16 protein-coding genes are annotated in these 16,287 nt (G+C 67.1%); 14 read left to right on the forward strand and 2 right to left on the reverse strand.

Translation table 11 applies throughout. The features are described 5' to 3' along the window. Window positions 1-66: 66 nt before the first annotated feature. Window positions 67-1,080: a GSU2403 family nucleotidyltransferase fold protein gene (locus tag EOJ32_RS16210; RefSeq protein WP_164871479.1), complete on the forward strand. Its 1,014-nt coding sequence runs from the start codon at window positions 67-69 to the stop codon at window positions 1,078-1,080. A 7-nt stretch (window positions 1,081-1,087) separates the two neighbouring features. On the opposite strand, the gene EOJ32_RS16215 is transcribed toward EOJ32_RS16210, so the two are convergent. Continuing rightward, window positions 1,088-1,846, reverse strand: coding sequence for a DeoR/GlpR family DNA-binding transcription regulator (locus EOJ32_RS16215; RefSeq protein WP_045983688.1), 759 nt, complete (start codon window positions 1,844-1,846; stop codon window positions 1,088-1,090). A gap of 280 nt (window positions 1,847-2,126) precedes the next feature. On the opposite strand from EOJ32_RS16215, the gene glpD reads away from it, so the two are divergent. The 13 genes from glpD (at window position 2,127) to EOJ32_RS16280 (ending at window position 15,997) form a co-directional block, all read left to right on the forward strand. Next, the gene (gene glpD, locus EOJ32_RS16220) at window positions 2,127-3,716 is read left to right on the forward strand and encodes a glycerol-3-phosphate dehydrogenase (protein ID WP_240542564.1); all 1,590 of its coding nucleotides are present in this window, start codon (window positions 2,127-2,129) and stop codon (window positions 3,714-3,716) included. 31 nt (window positions 3,717-3,747) lie between these two features. Then, a complete protein-coding gene (locus EOJ32_RS16225; RefSeq protein WP_127899448.1) occupies window positions 3,748-4,809 on the forward strand; it encodes an ABC transporter ATP-binding protein in 1,062 nt (353 codons plus the stop codon). 9 nt (window positions 4,810-4,818) lie between these two features. Next, window positions 4,819-5,889 carry an ABC transporter ATP-binding protein gene (locus EOJ32_RS16230; protein WP_127899449.1) on the forward strand — a complete coding sequence of 357 codons (1,071 nt, stop codon included), beginning with the start codon at window positions 4,819-4,821 and terminating at the stop codon, window positions 5,887-5,889. A gap of 9 nt (window positions 5,890-5,898) precedes the next feature. Then, window positions 5,899-6,765 carry a carbohydrate ABC transporter permease gene (locus EOJ32_RS16235; RefSeq protein WP_045983692.1) on the forward strand — a complete coding sequence of 289 codons (867 nt, stop codon included), beginning with the start codon at window positions 5,899-5,901 and terminating at the stop codon, window positions 6,763-6,765. Window positions 6,766-6,769: 4 nt separating this feature from the next. Beyond that, complete coding sequence (locus EOJ32_RS16240) at window positions 6,770-7,579, forward strand: carbohydrate ABC transporter permease (RefSeq protein ID WP_045983693.1); 810 nt, start codon at window positions 6,770-6,772, stop codon at window positions 7,577-7,579. Window positions 7,580-7,591: 12 nt separating this feature from the next. Further along, window positions 7,592-7,864: a DUF2160 domain-containing protein gene (locus EOJ32_RS16245; RefSeq protein WP_045983694.1), complete on the forward strand. Its 273-nt coding sequence runs from the start codon at window positions 7,592-7,594 to the stop codon at window positions 7,862-7,864. A 79-nt stretch (window positions 7,865-7,943) separates the two neighbouring features. Next, complete coding sequence (locus tag EOJ32_RS16250; RefSeq protein ID WP_127899450.1) at window positions 7,944-9,647, forward strand: ABC transporter substrate-binding protein; 1,704 nt, start codon at window positions 7,944-7,946, stop codon at window positions 9,645-9,647. A 67-nt stretch (window positions 9,648-9,714) separates the two neighbouring features. After that, window positions 9,715-11,193 carry a glycerol kinase GlpK gene (gene glpK / locus EOJ32_RS16255; RefSeq protein ID WP_127899451.1) on the forward strand — a complete coding sequence of 493 codons (1,479 nt, stop codon included), beginning with the start codon at window positions 9,715-9,717 and terminating at the stop codon, window positions 11,191-11,193. A gap of 61 nt (window positions 11,194-11,254) precedes the next feature. Further along, a complete protein-coding gene (locus tag EOJ32_RS16260) occupies window positions 11,255-12,202 on the forward strand; it encodes a nucleoside hydrolase (protein WP_164871480.1) in 948 nt (315 codons plus the stop codon). 174 nt (window positions 12,203-12,376) lie between these two features. Then, entirely contained in the window at window positions 12,377-12,640 is a 264-nt protein-coding gene (locus EOJ32_RS16265; RefSeq protein ID WP_127899453.1) for a hypothetical protein, read from the forward strand. 111 nt (window positions 12,641-12,751) lie between these two features. Continuing rightward, window positions 12,752-13,633: a LysR family transcriptional regulator gene (locus tag EOJ32_RS16270; protein WP_127899454.1), complete on the forward strand. Its 882-nt coding sequence runs from the start codon at window positions 12,752-12,754 to the stop codon at window positions 13,631-13,633. A 79-nt stretch (window positions 13,634-13,712) separates the two neighbouring features. Next, window positions 13,713-14,645 carry an NAD(P)/FAD-dependent oxidoreductase gene (locus EOJ32_RS16275; protein WP_127899455.1) on the forward strand — a complete coding sequence of 311 codons (933 nt, stop codon included), beginning with the start codon at window positions 13,713-13,715 and terminating at the stop codon, window positions 14,643-14,645. Further along, on the forward strand, window positions 14,642-15,997 hold the full coding sequence (locus tag EOJ32_RS16280; protein ID WP_127899456.1) for an AarF/ABC1/UbiB kinase family protein: 1,356 nt from the start codon (window positions 14,642-14,644) through the stop codon (window positions 15,995-15,997). The genes EOJ32_RS16275 and EOJ32_RS16280 overlap by 4 nt, the downstream gene beginning before the upstream one ends. Here EOJ32_RS16280 and EOJ32_RS16285 read toward each other — a convergent pair. Further along, the gene (locus EOJ32_RS16285; RefSeq protein WP_045999830.1) at window positions 15,994-16,257 is read right to left on the reverse strand and encodes a hypothetical protein; all 264 of its coding nucleotides are present in this window, start codon (window positions 16,255-16,257) and stop codon (window positions 15,994-15,996) included. The genes EOJ32_RS16280 and EOJ32_RS16285 overlap by 4 nt on opposite strands. Window positions 16,258-16,287: the final 30 nt, after the last annotated feature.

Raw genomic sequence — 16,287 nt, forward strand, 5'->3', positions numbered from 1 at the left:
TGATGTTCAACTGTCTTGCCAACTGTTGAACATGGATGTATTCAACAGACATTACAACTGTTGTACATGATGCCCCGATCCCATTCCGCCTTGGCCCATGCCGCCTATCACGACCTGCTGCGCGCCTTGCGCGACGAGGGGCTGCGTGATCTGCGTGGCGCGCCTACCCTGGTCGAACGCAACGGGCGGGGCTACTGGTACGACAGCTTTCGCGTCGGCACCCAGGTCCGCAAGCGCTATCTGGGAGAGGATGGCCCAGACATTGCCGCCCGCATGCAGGCGCTGCGCGACGATCGGGTGCCCGCCGAACAGCGCCGTCGCGATCGCGCCCGGCTGGTACGCCTGCTGCGGGCCGAGGGGTTTCTGGGCCTGGACCCGACCAACGGCAGCCTGATGGCGGCGCTGTCGGGGGCGGGGGTGTTCCGCCTTGGCGGCACGGTCGTCGGCACCCACGCCTTTCGCCTGTACGAGGGGGAACTGAACCTGGTCCTGTCGCTGGAACAGACCGCGCAGACAGACGATCTGGACATCGCCAGCTTTGAGCGCCTGTCCCTGGCGCTGGAGGATGCGGCGGCGCCCCCGGTCACGCAGGTCCTGGCCGATTTCGACTTTGCCCCGGCGCCCAGCCTGCAACCGGGCCGCGCCTGGCGCTGGCGGCAGACGCAGGGCAATGCGCTGGTCGAATTCCTGACCCCGGCCTTTGGAGAGGAGGGGCTGCGCGACCTGCCCGCGCTTGGGGTGCAGGCGCAGGCGCTGCACCATCTGAACTATCTGATCGCGGATCCGATCCCCGCGGCCATCCCCTATCGCAGCGGCGTGCTGGTCCAGGTGCCGCGCCCGGAACGGTTCGCCATCCACAAGCTGATCGTGGCCGACCGCCGTCGCGCCGAGGATCGCCCGAAATCCGCCAAGGACCGGTCGCAGGCCGCGTTCCTGATCGACGCGCTGGCCCGCGACCGCCCCGACGATCTGGCCGAGGCGCATGAGGACGCCCTGTCGCGCGGCCCGCGGTGGCGCGACCGCATCGCGGCCAGCCTGTCGCGCATGCCCCAGACCGCCGCTCTGCTGGCGGCGCTGTAGGCGGCAATCAGGGCAGCATCACGCGGGTCTGCCACCCTTCGCAGGCGCGGGCCAGATCGCCGGGCAGAGGGCGGTCGGTGAAGATCGCGTCCAGCTGCGACAGCGATCCGATGCGGGCGGGCGCGCTGCGCGACAGCTTGGAATGGTCCGCCACCAGGAAGGTGCGGCGCGACTGGCGCAGGATGGTCTGGCTGACGCCGACTTCCTGGATGTCGAAATCAAGAAGGTCGCCGTCGCGGTCCAGCGCGGAGCAGCCGATTACGGCCAGGTCGAACTTGAACTGGCGGATGGTCTCGGCCGCCAGCGTGCCGACCAGGCCCCCGTCCGCGCGGCGCAGGCTGCCCCCGGTGACGATCACGTCGCAATCGGTGTTGGCCGCCAGGATGTTCGCCACGTTCATGTTGTTCGTCACCACCAGCAGGTCGCGATGGCCCAGCAGTTCGCGGGCCACGGCTTCGGTGCTGGTGCCGATGTTCAGGAACAGGCTGATCTTTTCGGGCACCTCGGCGGCGCAGGCGCGGGCGATGGCAGTCTTGGCGTCGTGGTGCAGGGCGCGACGTTCCTCATAGCCGATATTGGCCACGCCCGAGGGCAGGATCGCGCCGCCGTGAACACGCTCCAGCCGGCCGGCCTCGGCGAGGTCGGTCAGGTCGCGTCGGATCGTTTGCAGCGTGACGCCGAAATGCCCGGCCAACCCCTCGACCGTGACCTTGCCGTCGCGGCGGGCGATCTCCAGGATCTCGGGCTGGCGGAAGCTTTGCGACATGGGGCACCCCTTGCGGTTTCGTCGATCTTGCACGACCCGGCCGAACAGGCAAGATGTTCGCTTTGTTGCGGTTTGTGCAGATCGTGCAAGGAATGGCGCGATGAATCGGCATCTGACACGCCGTTTCTATGCTAATTCAGGGCATAATCCGTGACGTGTTCTCTGTAAGATCATAAGAATCATATGAAAAAAACAAATGAACCGAAACGAAAATAAAATCCTTTCTTTTTGGTGCGAACGACGGCACACATAGGCAGGGTCCATGAAAGGATGGCGGCGCGTGACGGGTACAGGCAAGACGGTCGATCTGTTCGTGATCGGGGGCGGCATCAATGGTTGCGGGATCGCCCGCGATGCGGCCGGGCGCGGCCTGTCCGTCACCCTGGCCGAGATGGGCGACTTGGCGCAAGCGACGTCCAGCGCCTCGACCAAGCTGTTTCACGGTGGCCTGCGCTATCTGGAGTATTTCGAGTTCCGGCTGGTCCGCGAGGCGCTGATCGAACGCGAGGTGCTGCTGCGCGCGATGCCGCATATCAGCTGGCCGATGCGGTTCGTGCTGCCCTATCACCCCGACATGCGGTTCGAATCGGACACGCCGACCTCCAAGCTGCTGGGCATGGTGATGCCCTGGATGAAGGGCCGTCGGCCCGCCTGGCTGATCCGCTTGGGGCTGTTCATGTACGACACGCTTGGCGGCCGCAAGATCCTGCCCGGTACGCGCACGCTGTCGCTGGACGGCACCCCCGAAGGCGCGCCGCTGCAGGAACGCTTTCACCACGCCTATGAATATTCCGACTGCTGGGTCGAGGATTCGCGCCTGGTGGTCCTGAACGCACGCGACGCCGAGGCGCGCGGCGCCACGGTGATGACCGGCACCAAGGTGCTGTCCGCCGATCGCCATCCCGACCACTGGATCGTGACCACTCAGGACGTGGCGACGGGCCGGACGACCAAGCACCGCGCACGGATGCTGGTCAATGCCGGCGGCCCCTGGGTGGGCGACCTGATCCAGGGCACGATCCGCCTGAATTCGACCGAGGGTGTGCGCCTGGTGCGGGGCAGCCATATCGTGACGCGGCGCCTTTATGATCACGACAAATGCTATTTCTTTCAGGGCACCGACGGGCGGATCATCTTTGCGATCCCCTACGAGACCGACTTCACCCTGATCGGCACGACCGATGCCGACCACCATGACCCGTCGGTCAAGCCGGAATGCACGCCGCAGGAGCGCGATTACCTGCTGGGCTTTGCGAACCAGTATTTCCGCCGCCAGCTGACCGCGGATGACGTGGTCTGGTCCTATTCCGGGGTGCGGCCGCTGTATGACGACGGCGCGCAAAGCGCCACGGCGGCGACGCGCGACTATACGCTGAAGGTCGACCAGACCGGCGGCGCGCCGGTGCTGAACGTCTTCGGCGGCAAGATCACCACCTATCGCCGGCTGGCGGAATCGGCGCTGGCCAAGATCGCGCCGTTCTTTCCGAACCTGCCCGGCGACTGGACGCGTGGCGTGGCGCTGCCCGGCGGGGATTTCCCTGTCGACGGGGTGCCGGCGCTGGTCGCACGGCTGCGCGCGGATCATCCGTTCCTGACCGAAGGTTGGGCCCGCCGCCTTGTGCGCGCCTATGGGACCGAGGCCGCGACGATCCTTGCGGGGGCGCAGCAGGCCGCCGACCTGGGCGTCGATTTCGGCGCCACGCTGACCGAGGCGGAGGTCGTGTGGCTGATGGATCACGAATATGCCCGCCGCGCGACCGACGTGGTCTGGCGGCGGACCAAGCTGGGGCTGCGCCTGGACGCCGATCAGGTGCAGGTCCTGGACCAGTGGATACAGGCCCGTTGGGCGCAGGGGGCGGCCGCGGAATAGACGCGCCGTCAGGAGGGCCTTGGGAGGGGACATGACGTTAGAATTGCAGGGCGTGACGAAGGTGGTCGAGGGGCAGGTGCATGTCCATCCCACCGATCTGGTGCTGGAACGCGGCACGATGAACGTGCTGTTGGGGCCGACGCTGTCGGGCAAGACATCGCTGATGCGGCTGATGGCGGGGCTGGACCGTCCGACCAGGGGGCGCATCCTGTGGGAGGGCCGCGACGTCACCGGCATGCGGGTGCAGGACCGCAAGGTCGCGATGGTCTATCAGCAGTTCGTCAACTATCCGGCGATGACCGTCTTTGAGAACATCGCATCCCCTCTGCGCCTGATGGGCGTCGACCGCGCCGAGATCGACCGCCGCGTGCGCGAGACCGCCGCGATGATGCGCCTGACCCCCATGCTGGACCGCAAGCCGCTTGACCTGTCGGGCGGCCAGCAACAGCGCTGCGCGCTGGCGCGCGCGCTGGTCAAGAACGCCGGTCTGGTGCTGTTGGACGAGCCGCTGGCGAACCTGGATTACAAGCTGCGCGAGGAGCTGCGCGTGGAAATCCCGCGCATCTTCGCGGAATCGGGCGCGATCTTCGTATATGCCACCACCGAACCCGAGGAGGCGCTGCTGCTGGGTGGCAACACCGCGACCCTGTGGGAGGGCCGCGTGACGCAGTTCGGGCCCACGCCGCAGGTCTATCGCCAGCCGGCGGATGCGACCACCGCGCGGGTCTTCAGCGATCCGCCGATGAATTTCCTGCCCTTCCAGGTGGCGGGCGGGCGGGCGTCGGTCGCGGGCATGCCCGCGCTGCCCGACGGGCGCTATCTGGCCGGGTTCCGGCCCAACCACCTGCACCTGTCGCGGCATGCCCCCGACGCGGTGCAGTTCGACGCGCAGCTGGTCGTGACCGAACTGACCGGGTCCGAGACCTTCGTCCATCTGGACCATCACGGACAACGGTGGGTCGGGCTGATCCACGGTGTCCACGAACTGCCTTTGGGGCAGGTGCTGCCGGTCTGGCTGGACCCGCGCCACGTCTATGTCTTTGCCGAGGATGGCCGCATGGTCACCCCCGCCGCCTATGCAAGCGCCGCCTGAGGAGGGGTTATGGCCAAGATCACGCTGGAGAACCTCGCCCATTCCTATTCGGCCCATCCCAAGGGCCCGGAGGATTACGCGCTCAAGGAGCTGAACCACGACTGGCAGGACGGGGCGGCCTATGCGCTGCTGGGGTCCAGCGGCTGCGGGAAATCGACGCTGCTGAACATCATCTCGGGGCTGCTGATCCCGTCGCAGGGACGCATCCTGTTCGACGGGGTGGACGTGACCCGCGCGCCCACCGCCGAACGCAACATCGCGCAGGTGTTCCAGTTCCCGGTCGTCTACGACACCATGACCGTGCGCGACAACCTGGCCTTTCCCCTGAGGAACCGCGGCCGCCCCGAGACCTATGTGGCCGAGCGCGTGGCCCAGATCGCCCGCATGATCGGCATGGAGCACATGCTGGACCGCAAGGCCCGCGGCCTGACGGCTGATGCCAAGCAGAAGATCAGCCTGGGCCGCGGCATGGTCCGCAAGGACGTGAACGCCCTGTTGTTCGACGAGCCGCTGACCGTGATCGATCCGCACATGAAATGGGAGCTGCGCACCCAGCTGAAGAAGCTGCACCATGATTTCGGCCATACGATGATCTATGTCACCCACGATCAGACCGAGGCGCTGACCTTCGCCGACCGGGTCGTGGTCATGTATGACGGCCGCGTGGTCCAGATCGGCACGCCCGAGGAGCTGTTCGACCGGCCCGAGCATACCTTTGTGGGCTATTTCATCGGATCGCCCGGCATGAACCTGCTGCCCGTCACCGTGGCGGGACGCGAGGCGCAGGTGCCGGGCGGCACGACCGCGCTGGCCGGGTCATACGGCGCGCTGAGGGGCAGGGTGCAGTTGGGCATCCGCCCCGAGCACGTCCGCCTGTCCGCCGATCAGGGCCTGCCCGTCACGATCCGCCGGATCGAGGATGTGGGCCGCCACCGCATCATCCGCGCCGACCTGATGGGGCACGACCTGAACATCATCGCGCCAGAGGATCAGGCCATCACCGCGGACATGACCCGCGCGGTCTTCGATCCGGGCCGCGTGAACATCTATGCCGACGACTGGCGCGTGGCGGCGGCGTAAGGGGGGACCATGGAAAAGACCGTCAATCACAAGGCCTGGTTCCTGGTTCTGCCGGTGCTGGTGCTGGTCGCGTTCTCGGCGGTGATTCCGCTGATGACCGTGGTCAACTATGCGTTCCAGGACACGTTCGGGAACAACGTCTTCTTCTGGAACGGCACCGGCTGGTTCCAGGACCTGCTGTCGTCCGAACGCATGTGGAACGCGCTTGGCCGCCAGCTGATCTTTTCGGCCATCATCATCGCGATCGAGATCCCGCTTGGCATCTTCGTCGCGCTGAACATGCCGAAACGCGGGGTCTGGGCCAGCGTCGTGCTGGTGCTGATGTCGCTGCCGCTGTTGATCCCGTGGAACGTGGTCGGCACAATCTGGCAGATCTTCGGGCGCGTCGACATCGGCCTGCTGGGCTATACGCTGGACGCCCTGGGGATCAACTACAACTATACCCAGAACCCGATCCATGCCTGGGCCACGGTCATCGTGATGGATGTCTGGCACTGGACCTCGCTGGTCGCGCTTCTGGCCTATGCCGGGCTGCAGTCGATCCCCGATGCCTATTACCAGGCGGCGCGGATCGACCAGGCCAGCCGCTGGAAGGTCTTCCGCTATATCGAGCTGCCCAAGATGGCGGGCGTCCTCATGATCGCCATCCTGCTGCGCTTCATGGACAGCTTCATGATCTATACCGAGCCCTTCGTGGTCACCGGGGGCGGGCCGGGCAACGCGACGACCTTCCTGTCGATCGACCTGGTCAAGATGGCGCTCGGGCAGTTCGACCTGGGTCCGGCGGCGGCCTTCTCGCTGATGTACTTCCTGGTGATCCTGCTGATCTCCTGGGTCTTCTACACGGTCATGACCAATCTGGACAAAAGGGGCTGAGAGCATGGGCAAGCGCATCAACGGCAGCGCCGTCGTCATGATCCTGTATCTTCTGTTCCTGATGCTGCCGATCTACTGGTTGATCAACATGAGCCTGAAGACCAATGCCGAGATAACCGGCACCTTCGGCCTGTGGCCCCGGAACCTGACCTTTGCCAATTACGCGACCATCCTGACCGATCCGGCCTGGTACATGGGCTACGTGAACAGCCTGATCTATGTGGTGATGAACACGGTAATCTCCGTGGCCGTGGCGCTGCCGGCGGCCTATGCGTTCAGCCGCTATCACTTCATGGGCGACAAGCACCTGTTCTTCTGGCTGCTGACCAACCGCATGGCACCGCCCGCCGTCTTCGCGCTGCCGTTCTTCCAGCTGTACTCGTCGGTGGGGCTGTTCGACACGCATATCGCGGTGGCGCTGGCGCATTGCCTGTTCAACGTTCCGCTGGCCGTGTGGATCCTGGAGGGCTTCATGCGCGGCGTGCCGAAGGAGATCGACGAGACCGCCTACATCGACGGCTACAGCTTCGGGCGGTTCTTCACCCGGATCTTCATGCCGCTGATCTCGTCGGGGATCGGGGTCGCGGCGTTCTTCTGCTTCATGTTCTCTTGGGTCGAACTGCTGCTGTCGCGGACGCTGACCTCGGTCGCGGCCAAGCCGATCGCGGCGACCATGACCCGGACGCAAGGGGCATCGGGCGTCGATTGGGGCGTGCTGGCCGCGGCGGGCGTTCTGACCATCGTGCCGGGTGCCTTGGTCATCTGGTTCGTCCGCAACTATATCGCCAAGGGCTTTGCCCTGGGCCGCGTGTAAGGGGGATACGCCATGTCATGGATGGCCTGGACGCTGCCGACCGCGATCTTCTTCGTCACCATCGCGTTGCTGCTGGTCACCTTCACGGTGCTGGCGGTCCGGTTTCCCGAAACGCCGCGTCGCGGCGTCCTGGGGATCGAGACGACGCGGGGCGACCGTCTGTTCATCACGCTTCTGGGCTCTGCCTTCATCACCCTGGCTTGGCTGGGTCTGACGACGGCGGCACTGCCCTGGGCGATGCTGGTTTGCCTGGTCTGGGCCGCCGCCGTCTTTCGGTGGGTCTGACACAGCGCATTGGCCTGCGGGGGATGAGGGTCCCGCCGGCCGTCTGCCAACCTCGAAAATCCCAGGGAGGGAAAGACCAATGAGCCTGAGATTGCTGTCCACAACCGCGGTGATGCTGGCATTGTCCGGCCCCGCCTTCGCCGACATCGAGGCCGCGCGCGCGTTCCTCGATGCCGAGATCGGCGACCAGTCCGTCCTGACCCGCGAGGAGCAGGAGGCCGAGATGCAGTGGTTCATCGACGCCGCCCAGCCCCTGTCCGGAATGTCGATCAACGTGGTGTCGGAAACGATCACCACCCACGAATACGAAAGCCGCGTCCTGGCGCCGGCCTTCACCGCCATCACCGGCATCCAGGTCACCCATGACCTGATCGGCGAGGGCGACGTCGTCGAGAAGCTGCAGACCCAGATGCAGACCGGCGAGAACGTTTACGACCTCTACATCAACGATGCCGACCTGGACGGCACCCACTGGCGCTATCAGCAGGTCCGCAACATCACCGACTGGATGGCCGGCGAGGGTGCCGATTTCACGAACCCCGGCCTGGACCTGGACGATTTCATCGGCCTGGCGCAGGCGACCGCGCCCGACGACAAGCTGTACCAGCTGCCCGTCCAGCAGTTCGCGAACCTCTACTGGTTCCGCCACGACTGGTTCACCGACCCCGAGATCATGGCCGAGTTCCGCGCCGAATACGGATACGACCTGGGTGTGCCGGTGAACTGGTCCGCCTATGAGGACATCGCCAAGTTCTTCACCGGACGCGAGATCGACGGCCAGCAGGTCTATGGCAACATGGACTATGGCAAGAAGGACCCGTCGCTTGGCTGGCGCTTCACCGATGCGTGGCTGTCCATGGCGGGGGCCAGCGACAAGGGCGAACCCAACGGCTTCCCGGTCGACGAATGGGGCATCCGCGTGAACGACAACTTCCAGCCGGTGGGATCGTGCATGGCGCGGGGCGGGGCCACGAATAGCCCGGCCGCCGTCTATGCGATCGAGAAGTACATCGACTGGCTGCAGAACTATACGCCCCCGGCCGCCGCGGGCATGACCTTCAGCGAGGCGGGCCCCGTCCCCGCGCAGGGCAACATCGCCCAGCAGATGTTCTGGTACACCGCCTTCACCGCCGACATGGTCAAGGAAGGCCTGCCGGTCATGAACGAGGACGGTACGCCGAAATGGCGCATGGCCCCGTCGCCCTATGGCGCCTACTGGGAAGAGGGCATGAAGGTCGGCTATCAGGACGTGGGTGCCGCGACGCTGATGCAGTCGACGCCTGTGGACCGCGCGCAGGCCGCCTGGCTCTATGCGCAGTTCATCGTGTCCAAGACCGTCGACACGAAGAAGAGCCATGTCGGCCTGACCTTCGTGCGTGACAGCACCGTGCGCCACGAAAGCTTCACTGAACGCGCGCCGCAGCTTGGCGGTCTGGTCGAGTTCTATCGCTCGCCCGACCGGGTGCGCTGGTCGGATACCGGGGCGAACATCCCCGACTATCCGCGCCTGGCGCAGCTGTGGTGGCAGAACATCGGCGATGCTTCCTCGGGCGCCAAGACCGCGCAGGAGGCGCTGGACGCGCTGTGCGAACAGCAGGAGGACGTGCTGTCGCGCCTGGAGCGGTCCGGCGTGCAGGGTGATCTGGGTCCGGTCCTGAACGAGGAGCAGGACCCCCAGTACTGGATCGACCAGCCCGGCGCCCCCGTCGCCAAGCTGGAGAACGAGAAGCCCGCGCCGGTCACCATCGCGTATGAGGAGCTGATCAAGCGCTGGCAGGAATGATCCCTGCCCATTAGCCTGAAGGGGGCGCGGTCGATCCGCGCCCCCGTTCGTGACGAAAGGACCGCCCATGACCCATATCCTTGCCATCGACCAGGGCACGACCTCGTCCCGCGCCATCGTCTTTGACGCCAAGATGGTCCCCTGCGGCAGCGCGCAGGAGGAGTTCCCCCAGCATTTCCCGCAATCGGGCTGGGTCGAACATGATCCTGCCGACCTCTGGGCCAGCACGGCGGCCACCTGCCGCGCCGCGATCGAGAAATGCGGCAACCCGCGCATCGAGGCCATCGGCATCACCAACCAGCGCGAGACCGTCGTGGTCTGGGACCGCAAGACCGGCAAGCCCGTCCACAACGCCATCGTCTGGCAGGACCGCCGCACCGCCGATTTCTGCCGCGAGCTGGAGGCCGCGGGCCATGCCGACATGATCACCGCCCGCACCGGTCTGCTGGTCGATCCCTATTTCTCGGCCACCAAGCTGAAATGGATCCTGGACCACGTGGACGGTGCCCGCGATCGCGCGCAGGCGGGCGATCTGGCCTTCGGCACGGTGGACAGCTGGCTGATCTGGAACCTGACCGGCGGCGCGGTCCATGCGACCGACGCGACCAATGCCGCGCGCACGATGCTCTATGACATTCACAAGGGCCGCTGGTCGCAGACCATCTGCGGCCTGTTCGACATCCCCATGGCGATGCTGCCCGAGGTCAAGGACTGCGCCGCCGATTTCGGCACCACGCGGCCCGACCTCTTCGGGCGCCCCATCCCCATCACCGGCGTCGCGGGCGATCAGCAGGCGGCCACCGTGGGCCAGGCCTGTTTCGAGCCGGGCATGATGAAATCGACCTATGGCACCGGCTGCTTCGCGCTCTTGAACACCGGGGGCAAGCCGGTGGAGTCCACGCAGCGCCTGCTGACGACCATCGCCTATCAGCTGGACGGCAAGCCGACCTATGCACTGGAAGGCTCGATCTTCATCGCGGGCGCGGTCGTGCAATGGCTGCGCGACGGGCTGAAGATCGTCCGCGACGCGAAGGAGACCCAGCCCCTCGCCGAACGCGCCGATCCCGGCCAGCAGGTTATCCTGGTCCCGGCCTTCACCGGTCTGGGGGCGCCCTATTGGTCGCCCGACAGCCGCGGCGCGATCTATGGCCTGACGCGCAACTCCGGTCCCGCCGAGCTGGCCCGGGCCGCGCTGGAATCTGTGGGTTTCCAGACCCGCGACCTCTTGGAGGCGATGAAGGCCGATTGGGAGCCCAAGGGAGAGACCGCGCTCCGCGTCGATGGCGGCATGAGCGCATCCGATTACGCGATGCAGTTCCTGTCCGACATCCTGGGCGCCCCCGTCGACCGGCCCAAGGTGCTGGAGACGACGGCCCTGGGTGCCGCCTGGCTGGCGGGGCAGGGGCCGGGGATCTATCCCGACATGGCCGGTTTCGCCAAGGACTGGGCGCTGGACCGCAGCTTTGCCCCCGCGATGGAGGAGGACGACCGCGCCGCGCGCTATGACGCGTGGCGACGTGCGGTCAAGGCCACCATGTCGCTGTGACCGGCTGTTGACGCGGCCCGATGGGACGTTACATCGGGCCGATCACAGACAGGACATGACGATGACCCAGCACAAGGTGATCTTTGACACCGACCCCGGCGTGGACGACGCGCTGGCCCTCTACTATCTGGTGCGCCACCCGCAGATCGAGCTGCTGGGCGTGACCACCGTCTTCGGCAACGCGCCGGTGGCGATGACCACCCGCAATGCGCGCTTCCTGCTGCAGGCCTGGGGGCATGATGCCCCCGTCCATCGCGGGGCCGAGGGGCCGATGACCCCCGACATGCCACCCGAATTCTGGCCCACCCACATTCACGGCGACAACGGCCTGGGCAACCACCCCACCCCGGAGGCCCCGGTCGACGGCCCCGACACCGCCGCCCAGTTCCTGATCGACACGATCCGCGCCCATCCGGGCGAGGTGCGGGTGCTGGCCGTGGGGCGCATGACGAACCTGGCGCGCGCGGTGCAGATGGCGCCCGACATCGCAGGCTTGGTGCGCGACGTGGTGATCATGGGCGGCGCCTTCCGCGTGCCCGGCAACATCACCCCCGCGGCCGAGGCGAACATCTGGGGCGACCCGCTGGCCGCCGACGTGGTCTTTGGCGCGGACTGGCCGGTGGTCGCGGTGCCGCTGGACCTGACCACGCGCACCTTCATGGACAGCGCGTCGCTGGCCGATCTGGGCGCGCGGGGCGGCGCGGGGATGCAGCTGGTGGCCGACCTGTCGCAGGGCTATGTCGGCTTCTACCAGGCGGCGGGCTATGACGGGATGCTGGTCCATGACTGCACCGCCGCCGTCTATCTGACCGACCCGGACCTGTTCACCACGACCCAGGGCGAGGTCCGCGTCCTGTCCGAGGGCATCGCCCTGGGCCTGACGCTGATGAACCCCGCCGACCGCCAGGGCCCCCTGGGCGCGTGGGAGGGCCGCCCGCGGCAATCGGCCACGCTGGACGGTCAGCCCGACGCGATCCTGGCACGCATCGCGCAGGTCTGCACCGCCTGACCGACCGGACGGGACGATCCCGCGCGATTGTCCCGTCCCATCGAACACAGAGCGCGCGATTTTGCGCCTAATCTTTCGTTTGTGCCCCCCTTATCTGACAGTCATCGGAACGGACCAGACGCGCATCCGGCGCGCCACCGCTTCCAAGATGTTGCAAGAACAAGGAAAACGATCATGAAAAACTTTGTGTACGCCCTGGCCGCCCTGTCCCTGACCGCTGGTGGCGCGATGGCCGCAGCTAACGGAAGTAACGAGCGTCCTGACGGCTCGCTATCGTCCGCGCAGGTTGAAGCAAAAGCGCAAACCAAACAGGTTCCTGCCCGTTCCGTGATGACCGGGGAAGAATTGTCGCGCGCAGGACTGTCCGGCGACGAATTGCTGAGCGTCACCAGTGTTGGTTCGGACGACAAGGTTGCCAACCTGTATCGCGACCGGTAATTCATTCATACGGATCTTGACCCTCGGGTCAGGCACAAGCCGTCACGCCATTGGCGCGGCGGCTTTTCTCTACTGATTATCAGTCTTTGGCTATCGGCCCCAGGGTGACAGATGGATATCAAGGTGCTGCGCAGTTTCGTGGCCATCATCGACGAGGGCAGCTTTGCCGCCGCCGCACGGCGGATGGGCATCTCCAAAAGCATGTGCAGCAAGATGATCGCCGACCTGGAGGCCGATCTGGGCACGCGCCTGTTGACCCGCACGACGCGCGCGGTCACGCCCACGGCGGCGGGCTTGGGCTTTCACGCGCAGGTGGCCGACATCCTGTCCCGCCTGGACGCCGCGTTCGAGGACGTCCGCGCCGCCTCCAGCCGCCCCTCGGGCCCGCTGAAGCTGGGCGTGCCGGTGCAATACACGCTGAAGGTCTTTCAGCCGCATCTGATGCGCTTCATGGACGAACATCCCGACATCCAGCTGGATGTGGTGCTGGACGACAGCCGGTCGGACATGACCCGCGACGGTTTCGACGCCGTCATCCGCATCGGCACGCTGGAGGACAGCAGCCTGCACGCCCGCCGCCTGCACGATGCCAACATCATGCTGGTCGCATCGCCCGATTACGTCGCCCGTCACGGCAGCCCGCAGCGCCCCGCCGACCTGCGCGACCACCAGTGCCTGCACTACACCAACCTCAAGGGGCCGGGCACCTGGCCGCTGCGCAGCGGTACCGAGGTCGTCTATCAGAAGATCACACCCGCCTTCTCCAGCAACAACGGCGAATTGCTGCGTGCGCTGGCGGTGGGCGGCAAGGGCATCGCGCTGGCGCCCGAATTCCAGGTGGCCGACGATCTGGCGCGCGGCCTGCTGGTGCCGGTCCTGGCCGATCATGCGTTGCCGGGGGTGCCGATCCATGTCGTCTATTCCAGCCGCAAGCTGGTGACGGCGGCCCTTGCGGCATTCCTGGACTTTGTCGGGCGGCTGGATCTGGCCTGATCCTGCGGGCGGACAGAATGCCGCCTTGCGCCTGTCGTCGCACTCTGTCCTGCTGAGCGCGACAGGAAAGGCGGGCGGCATGGGCGGACAGGTCAGGGTGGCGGTCATCGGCGGGGGCATCACCGGGCTGACCTGCGCGCGGGCGCTGGCGGATGCGGGGCATGCCGTCACGGTGTTCGACAAGGGTCGCGGCATCGGCGGCAGGCTTGCCACGCGCCGCACCGCCGACGGGTTGCGGTTCGACCACGGTGCGCAGGTGCTGCCGGCCACCGATCCCGATTTCGCCGCGCTGCTGCAGGCGATGGTCCGCGACGGCCACGCCGCGCCGTGGGACGGCGGCATCATCGGCACGCCCGGCATGGCCCAGATCCCCCGCGCGCTGGCGCAGGGACTGGACGTCCGGTCCGGCCTGATGGTCACCGCGCTGGACCGGGACCCCGACGGCTGGCACCTGCGCGGAGAGGGGATCGACCACCGCGCCGACATCGTCGTTCTGGCCATTCCCGCCCCGCAGGCGCGTGATCTGCTGGGCGTGGCCCACGCCTTTGCCGCGCCGCTGGCGCAGGTCCGCTATCAGGCCAGCGTCACGGTCATGGCAGGGCTGGGCCCCGCCGCTCCGCGCCCCTTCGTCACGCATCGCGGCACCGGCGCGCTGGCTTGGGTCGCGCAGGACGGCGCAAAGCCGGGCCGGCAGGGACAGCCGCTGACCACCTGGCTCGTTCAGGCCGACCCGGATTTCAGCATGGCCCATATCGACCTGCCCTTTGCCGAACTGGCGGATCTGATCGCGCCGCAGCTGCTGGATCTGTTGGGGGCCAAGCCGGATCACCTGCGCCACGCCGTCGCGCATCGCTGGCTGTACGCGCAGACCGATGCGGCGCTTGGCCGACCGTTTCTGGCGGATGACGCGGCGGGGCTGATCGTCGGCGGGGATTGGGCGTTGGGACCCCATGCGGAACATGGCTGGTCCAGCGGCCGGGCGATGGCCGCGCATCTGCTGGCGCGATCATGACGGAAGACCGCACCCCCCGCCCCGTGCCGCAGGGCCGCCTGACGCGGATGCTGCGCCTTGGGGGGCTGGCGGGCGGGATGGGCGGCCGCGCGCTGGCGCAGGGCGCGCGGCAACTGGCGACGGGGCAGCGGCCTTCGGCCCAGGACCTGTTCCTGACGCCCGCGAATGCTGCCCGCTTGGCCGGGCAGCTGGCCCAGATGCGCGGCGCCGCGATGAAGATGGGCCAGTTGGTGTCGATGGAGGCCGGTGACTTTCTGCCCCCCGAACTGACGCAGATCATGGCGCGGCTGCGCGCCGATGCCGATCCGATGCCGCCCAAGCAGCTGCAGGCGGTGCTGGACCGGGCCTGGGGGCCGGGTTGGTTGCGCCATTTCGCCCGCTTTCAGGTCAGGCCGATCGCGGCGGCCTCGATCGGGCAGGTGCACCGCGCGCAAACCCGCGACGGGCGCGACCTGGCGATCAAGGTCCAGTATCCCGGTGTGCGCGACAGCATCGACAGCGACATCGACAATATGGGCCTTTTGCTGCGCATCCCCGGCCTGATGCCGCAGGGGGTCGACCTGCCTGCCCTGATGGACGAGGCGCGCAGCCAGCTGCATGCCGAGGCCGATTATCTGCGCGAGGCCGCACAGATGCGCCTCTATGCCGCCAATCTGGCGGGGCGCGACGAATTCCGCCTGCCGGTGCCCGACGATCAGTTCAGCACGGCCGACGTTCTGGCGATGGATTTCATCGACAGCCACCCGATCGAGGCGCTGTCCGACGCCCCCCAGGCCACCCGCGATCGTGCCGCCCATCATCTGGCCCGTCTGGTCATCGAGGAGCTGTTCCGGTTCGACCTGATGCAGACCGACCCGAACTTTGCCAACTATCGCTGGCAGCCTGACGAGACGCATCCGGATGGCGGGCGCATCGTGCTGCTGGATTTCGGGGCGACGCGCGGCTTTTCGGCGCCGGTGGCCCCGCGCTATCTGACGCTGCTGCGTGCCGCGCTGGCCGATGACCGCGAAGGGGTACGCCGCGCCGCCATCGACATCGGCTATTTCCGCGACCAGACAGATGCCGCGCATCAGGACGTGCTGCTGCAGATCATGGACCTGGCGTTCGATCCGCTGCGCGCGGGCGGCATCATGGACCTGACGCACAGCGACATTCCCCGCCAGGTCGCCGATCTGGCGATGCAGGTGGCTCGCACTCGCACCCGGGCCGAGATGCCCCCGCCCGAGATCCTGTTCCTGCACCGCAAGATCGGCGGGCTGTACCTGCTGCTGTCGCGGCTGCGCGCGCGGGTCGACCTGGATGCACTGATCCGGCCCGACGATCTGGCGCAGATGCTGCAGGCGCGGGGCTAGGGCTGGTCCATCTCGTGCAGGCGGTCCTGGGCCAGGCGCAGGATCATCCGGAATTCGTCCGTGACGGTCAGGGCCTGACCCACGCCCTCGGCCGGGACGGCACCGGGATCCTCCTGCCCGTCGCGCAGCGTTTCGCGCTGGTCCAGCCAGTCCAGGACGGGTTGTCGGGCCTGCGGCTCCAGCGCCGCGACCAGCCGCGCCAGCAGGCGGCGTTGCGCGACAAGACGGGCTTCCAGCGTGGCAAGGGCGGTGTCGGTCATCAAGGCCTCCCGGGGCGGACATGCAGCAGG

Origin of the sequence: Paracoccus sp. Arc7-R13, assembly GCF_004010775.1 — a bacterium.
GTDB classification, from domain to species: domain Bacteria; phylum Pseudomonadota; class Alphaproteobacteria; order Rhodobacterales; family Rhodobacteraceae; genus Paracoccus; species Paracoccus marcusii.

What these genes read in the sequence shown, in the direction of transcription:
- EOJ32_RS16210 (WP_164871479.1), top strand. Translation starts at nt 67, where the DNA reads ATGATGCCCCGATCCCATTCCGCCTTGGCCCATGCCGCCTATCACGAC.
- EOJ32_RS16215 (WP_045983688.1), bottom strand. Translation starts at nt 1,846, where the DNA reads ATGTCGCAAAGCTTCCGCCAGCCCGAGATCCTGGAGATCGCCCGCCGC.
- EOJ32_RS16225 (WP_127899448.1), top strand. Translation starts at nt 3,748, where the DNA reads ATGACGTTAGAATTGCAGGGCGTGACGAAGGTGGTCGAGGGGCAGGTG.
- EOJ32_RS16230 (WP_127899449.1), top strand. Translation starts at nt 4,819, where the DNA reads ATGGCCAAGATCACGCTGGAGAACCTCGCCCATTCCTATTCGGCCCAT.
- EOJ32_RS16235 (WP_045983692.1), top strand. Translation starts at nt 5,899, where the DNA reads ATGGAAAAGACCGTCAATCACAAGGCCTGGTTCCTGGTTCTGCCGGTG.
- EOJ32_RS16240 (WP_045983693.1), top strand. Translation starts at nt 6,770, where the DNA reads ATGGGCAAGCGCATCAACGGCAGCGCCGTCGTCATGATCCTGTATCTT.
- EOJ32_RS16245 (WP_045983694.1), top strand. Translation starts at nt 7,592, where the DNA reads ATGTCATGGATGGCCTGGACGCTGCCGACCGCGATCTTCTTCGTCACC.
- EOJ32_RS16250 (WP_127899450.1), top strand. Translation starts at nt 7,944, where the DNA reads ATGAGCCTGAGATTGCTGTCCACAACCGCGGTGATGCTGGCATTGTCC.
- glpK (WP_127899451.1), top strand. Translation starts at nt 9,715, where the DNA reads ATGACCCATATCCTTGCCATCGACCAGGGCACGACCTCGTCCCGCGCC.
- EOJ32_RS16260 (WP_164871480.1), top strand. Translation starts at nt 11,255, where the DNA reads ATGACCCAGCACAAGGTGATCTTTGACACCGACCCCGGCGTGGACGAC.
- EOJ32_RS16265 (WP_127899453.1), top strand. Translation starts at nt 12,377, where the DNA reads ATGAAAAACTTTGTGTACGCCCTGGCCGCCCTGTCCCTGACCGCTGGT.
- EOJ32_RS16270 (WP_127899454.1), top strand. Translation starts at nt 12,752, where the DNA reads ATGGATATCAAGGTGCTGCGCAGTTTCGTGGCCATCATCGACGAGGGC.
- EOJ32_RS16275 (WP_127899455.1), top strand. Translation starts at nt 13,713, where the DNA reads ATGGGCGGACAGGTCAGGGTGGCGGTCATCGGCGGGGGCATCACCGGG.
- EOJ32_RS16280 (WP_127899456.1), top strand. Translation starts at nt 14,642, where the DNA reads ATGACGGAAGACCGCACCCCCCGCCCCGTGCCGCAGGGCCGCCTGACG.
- EOJ32_RS16285 (WP_045999830.1), bottom strand. Translation starts at nt 16,257, where the DNA reads ATGACCGACACCGCCCTTGCCACGCTGGAAGCCCGTCTTGTCGCGCAA.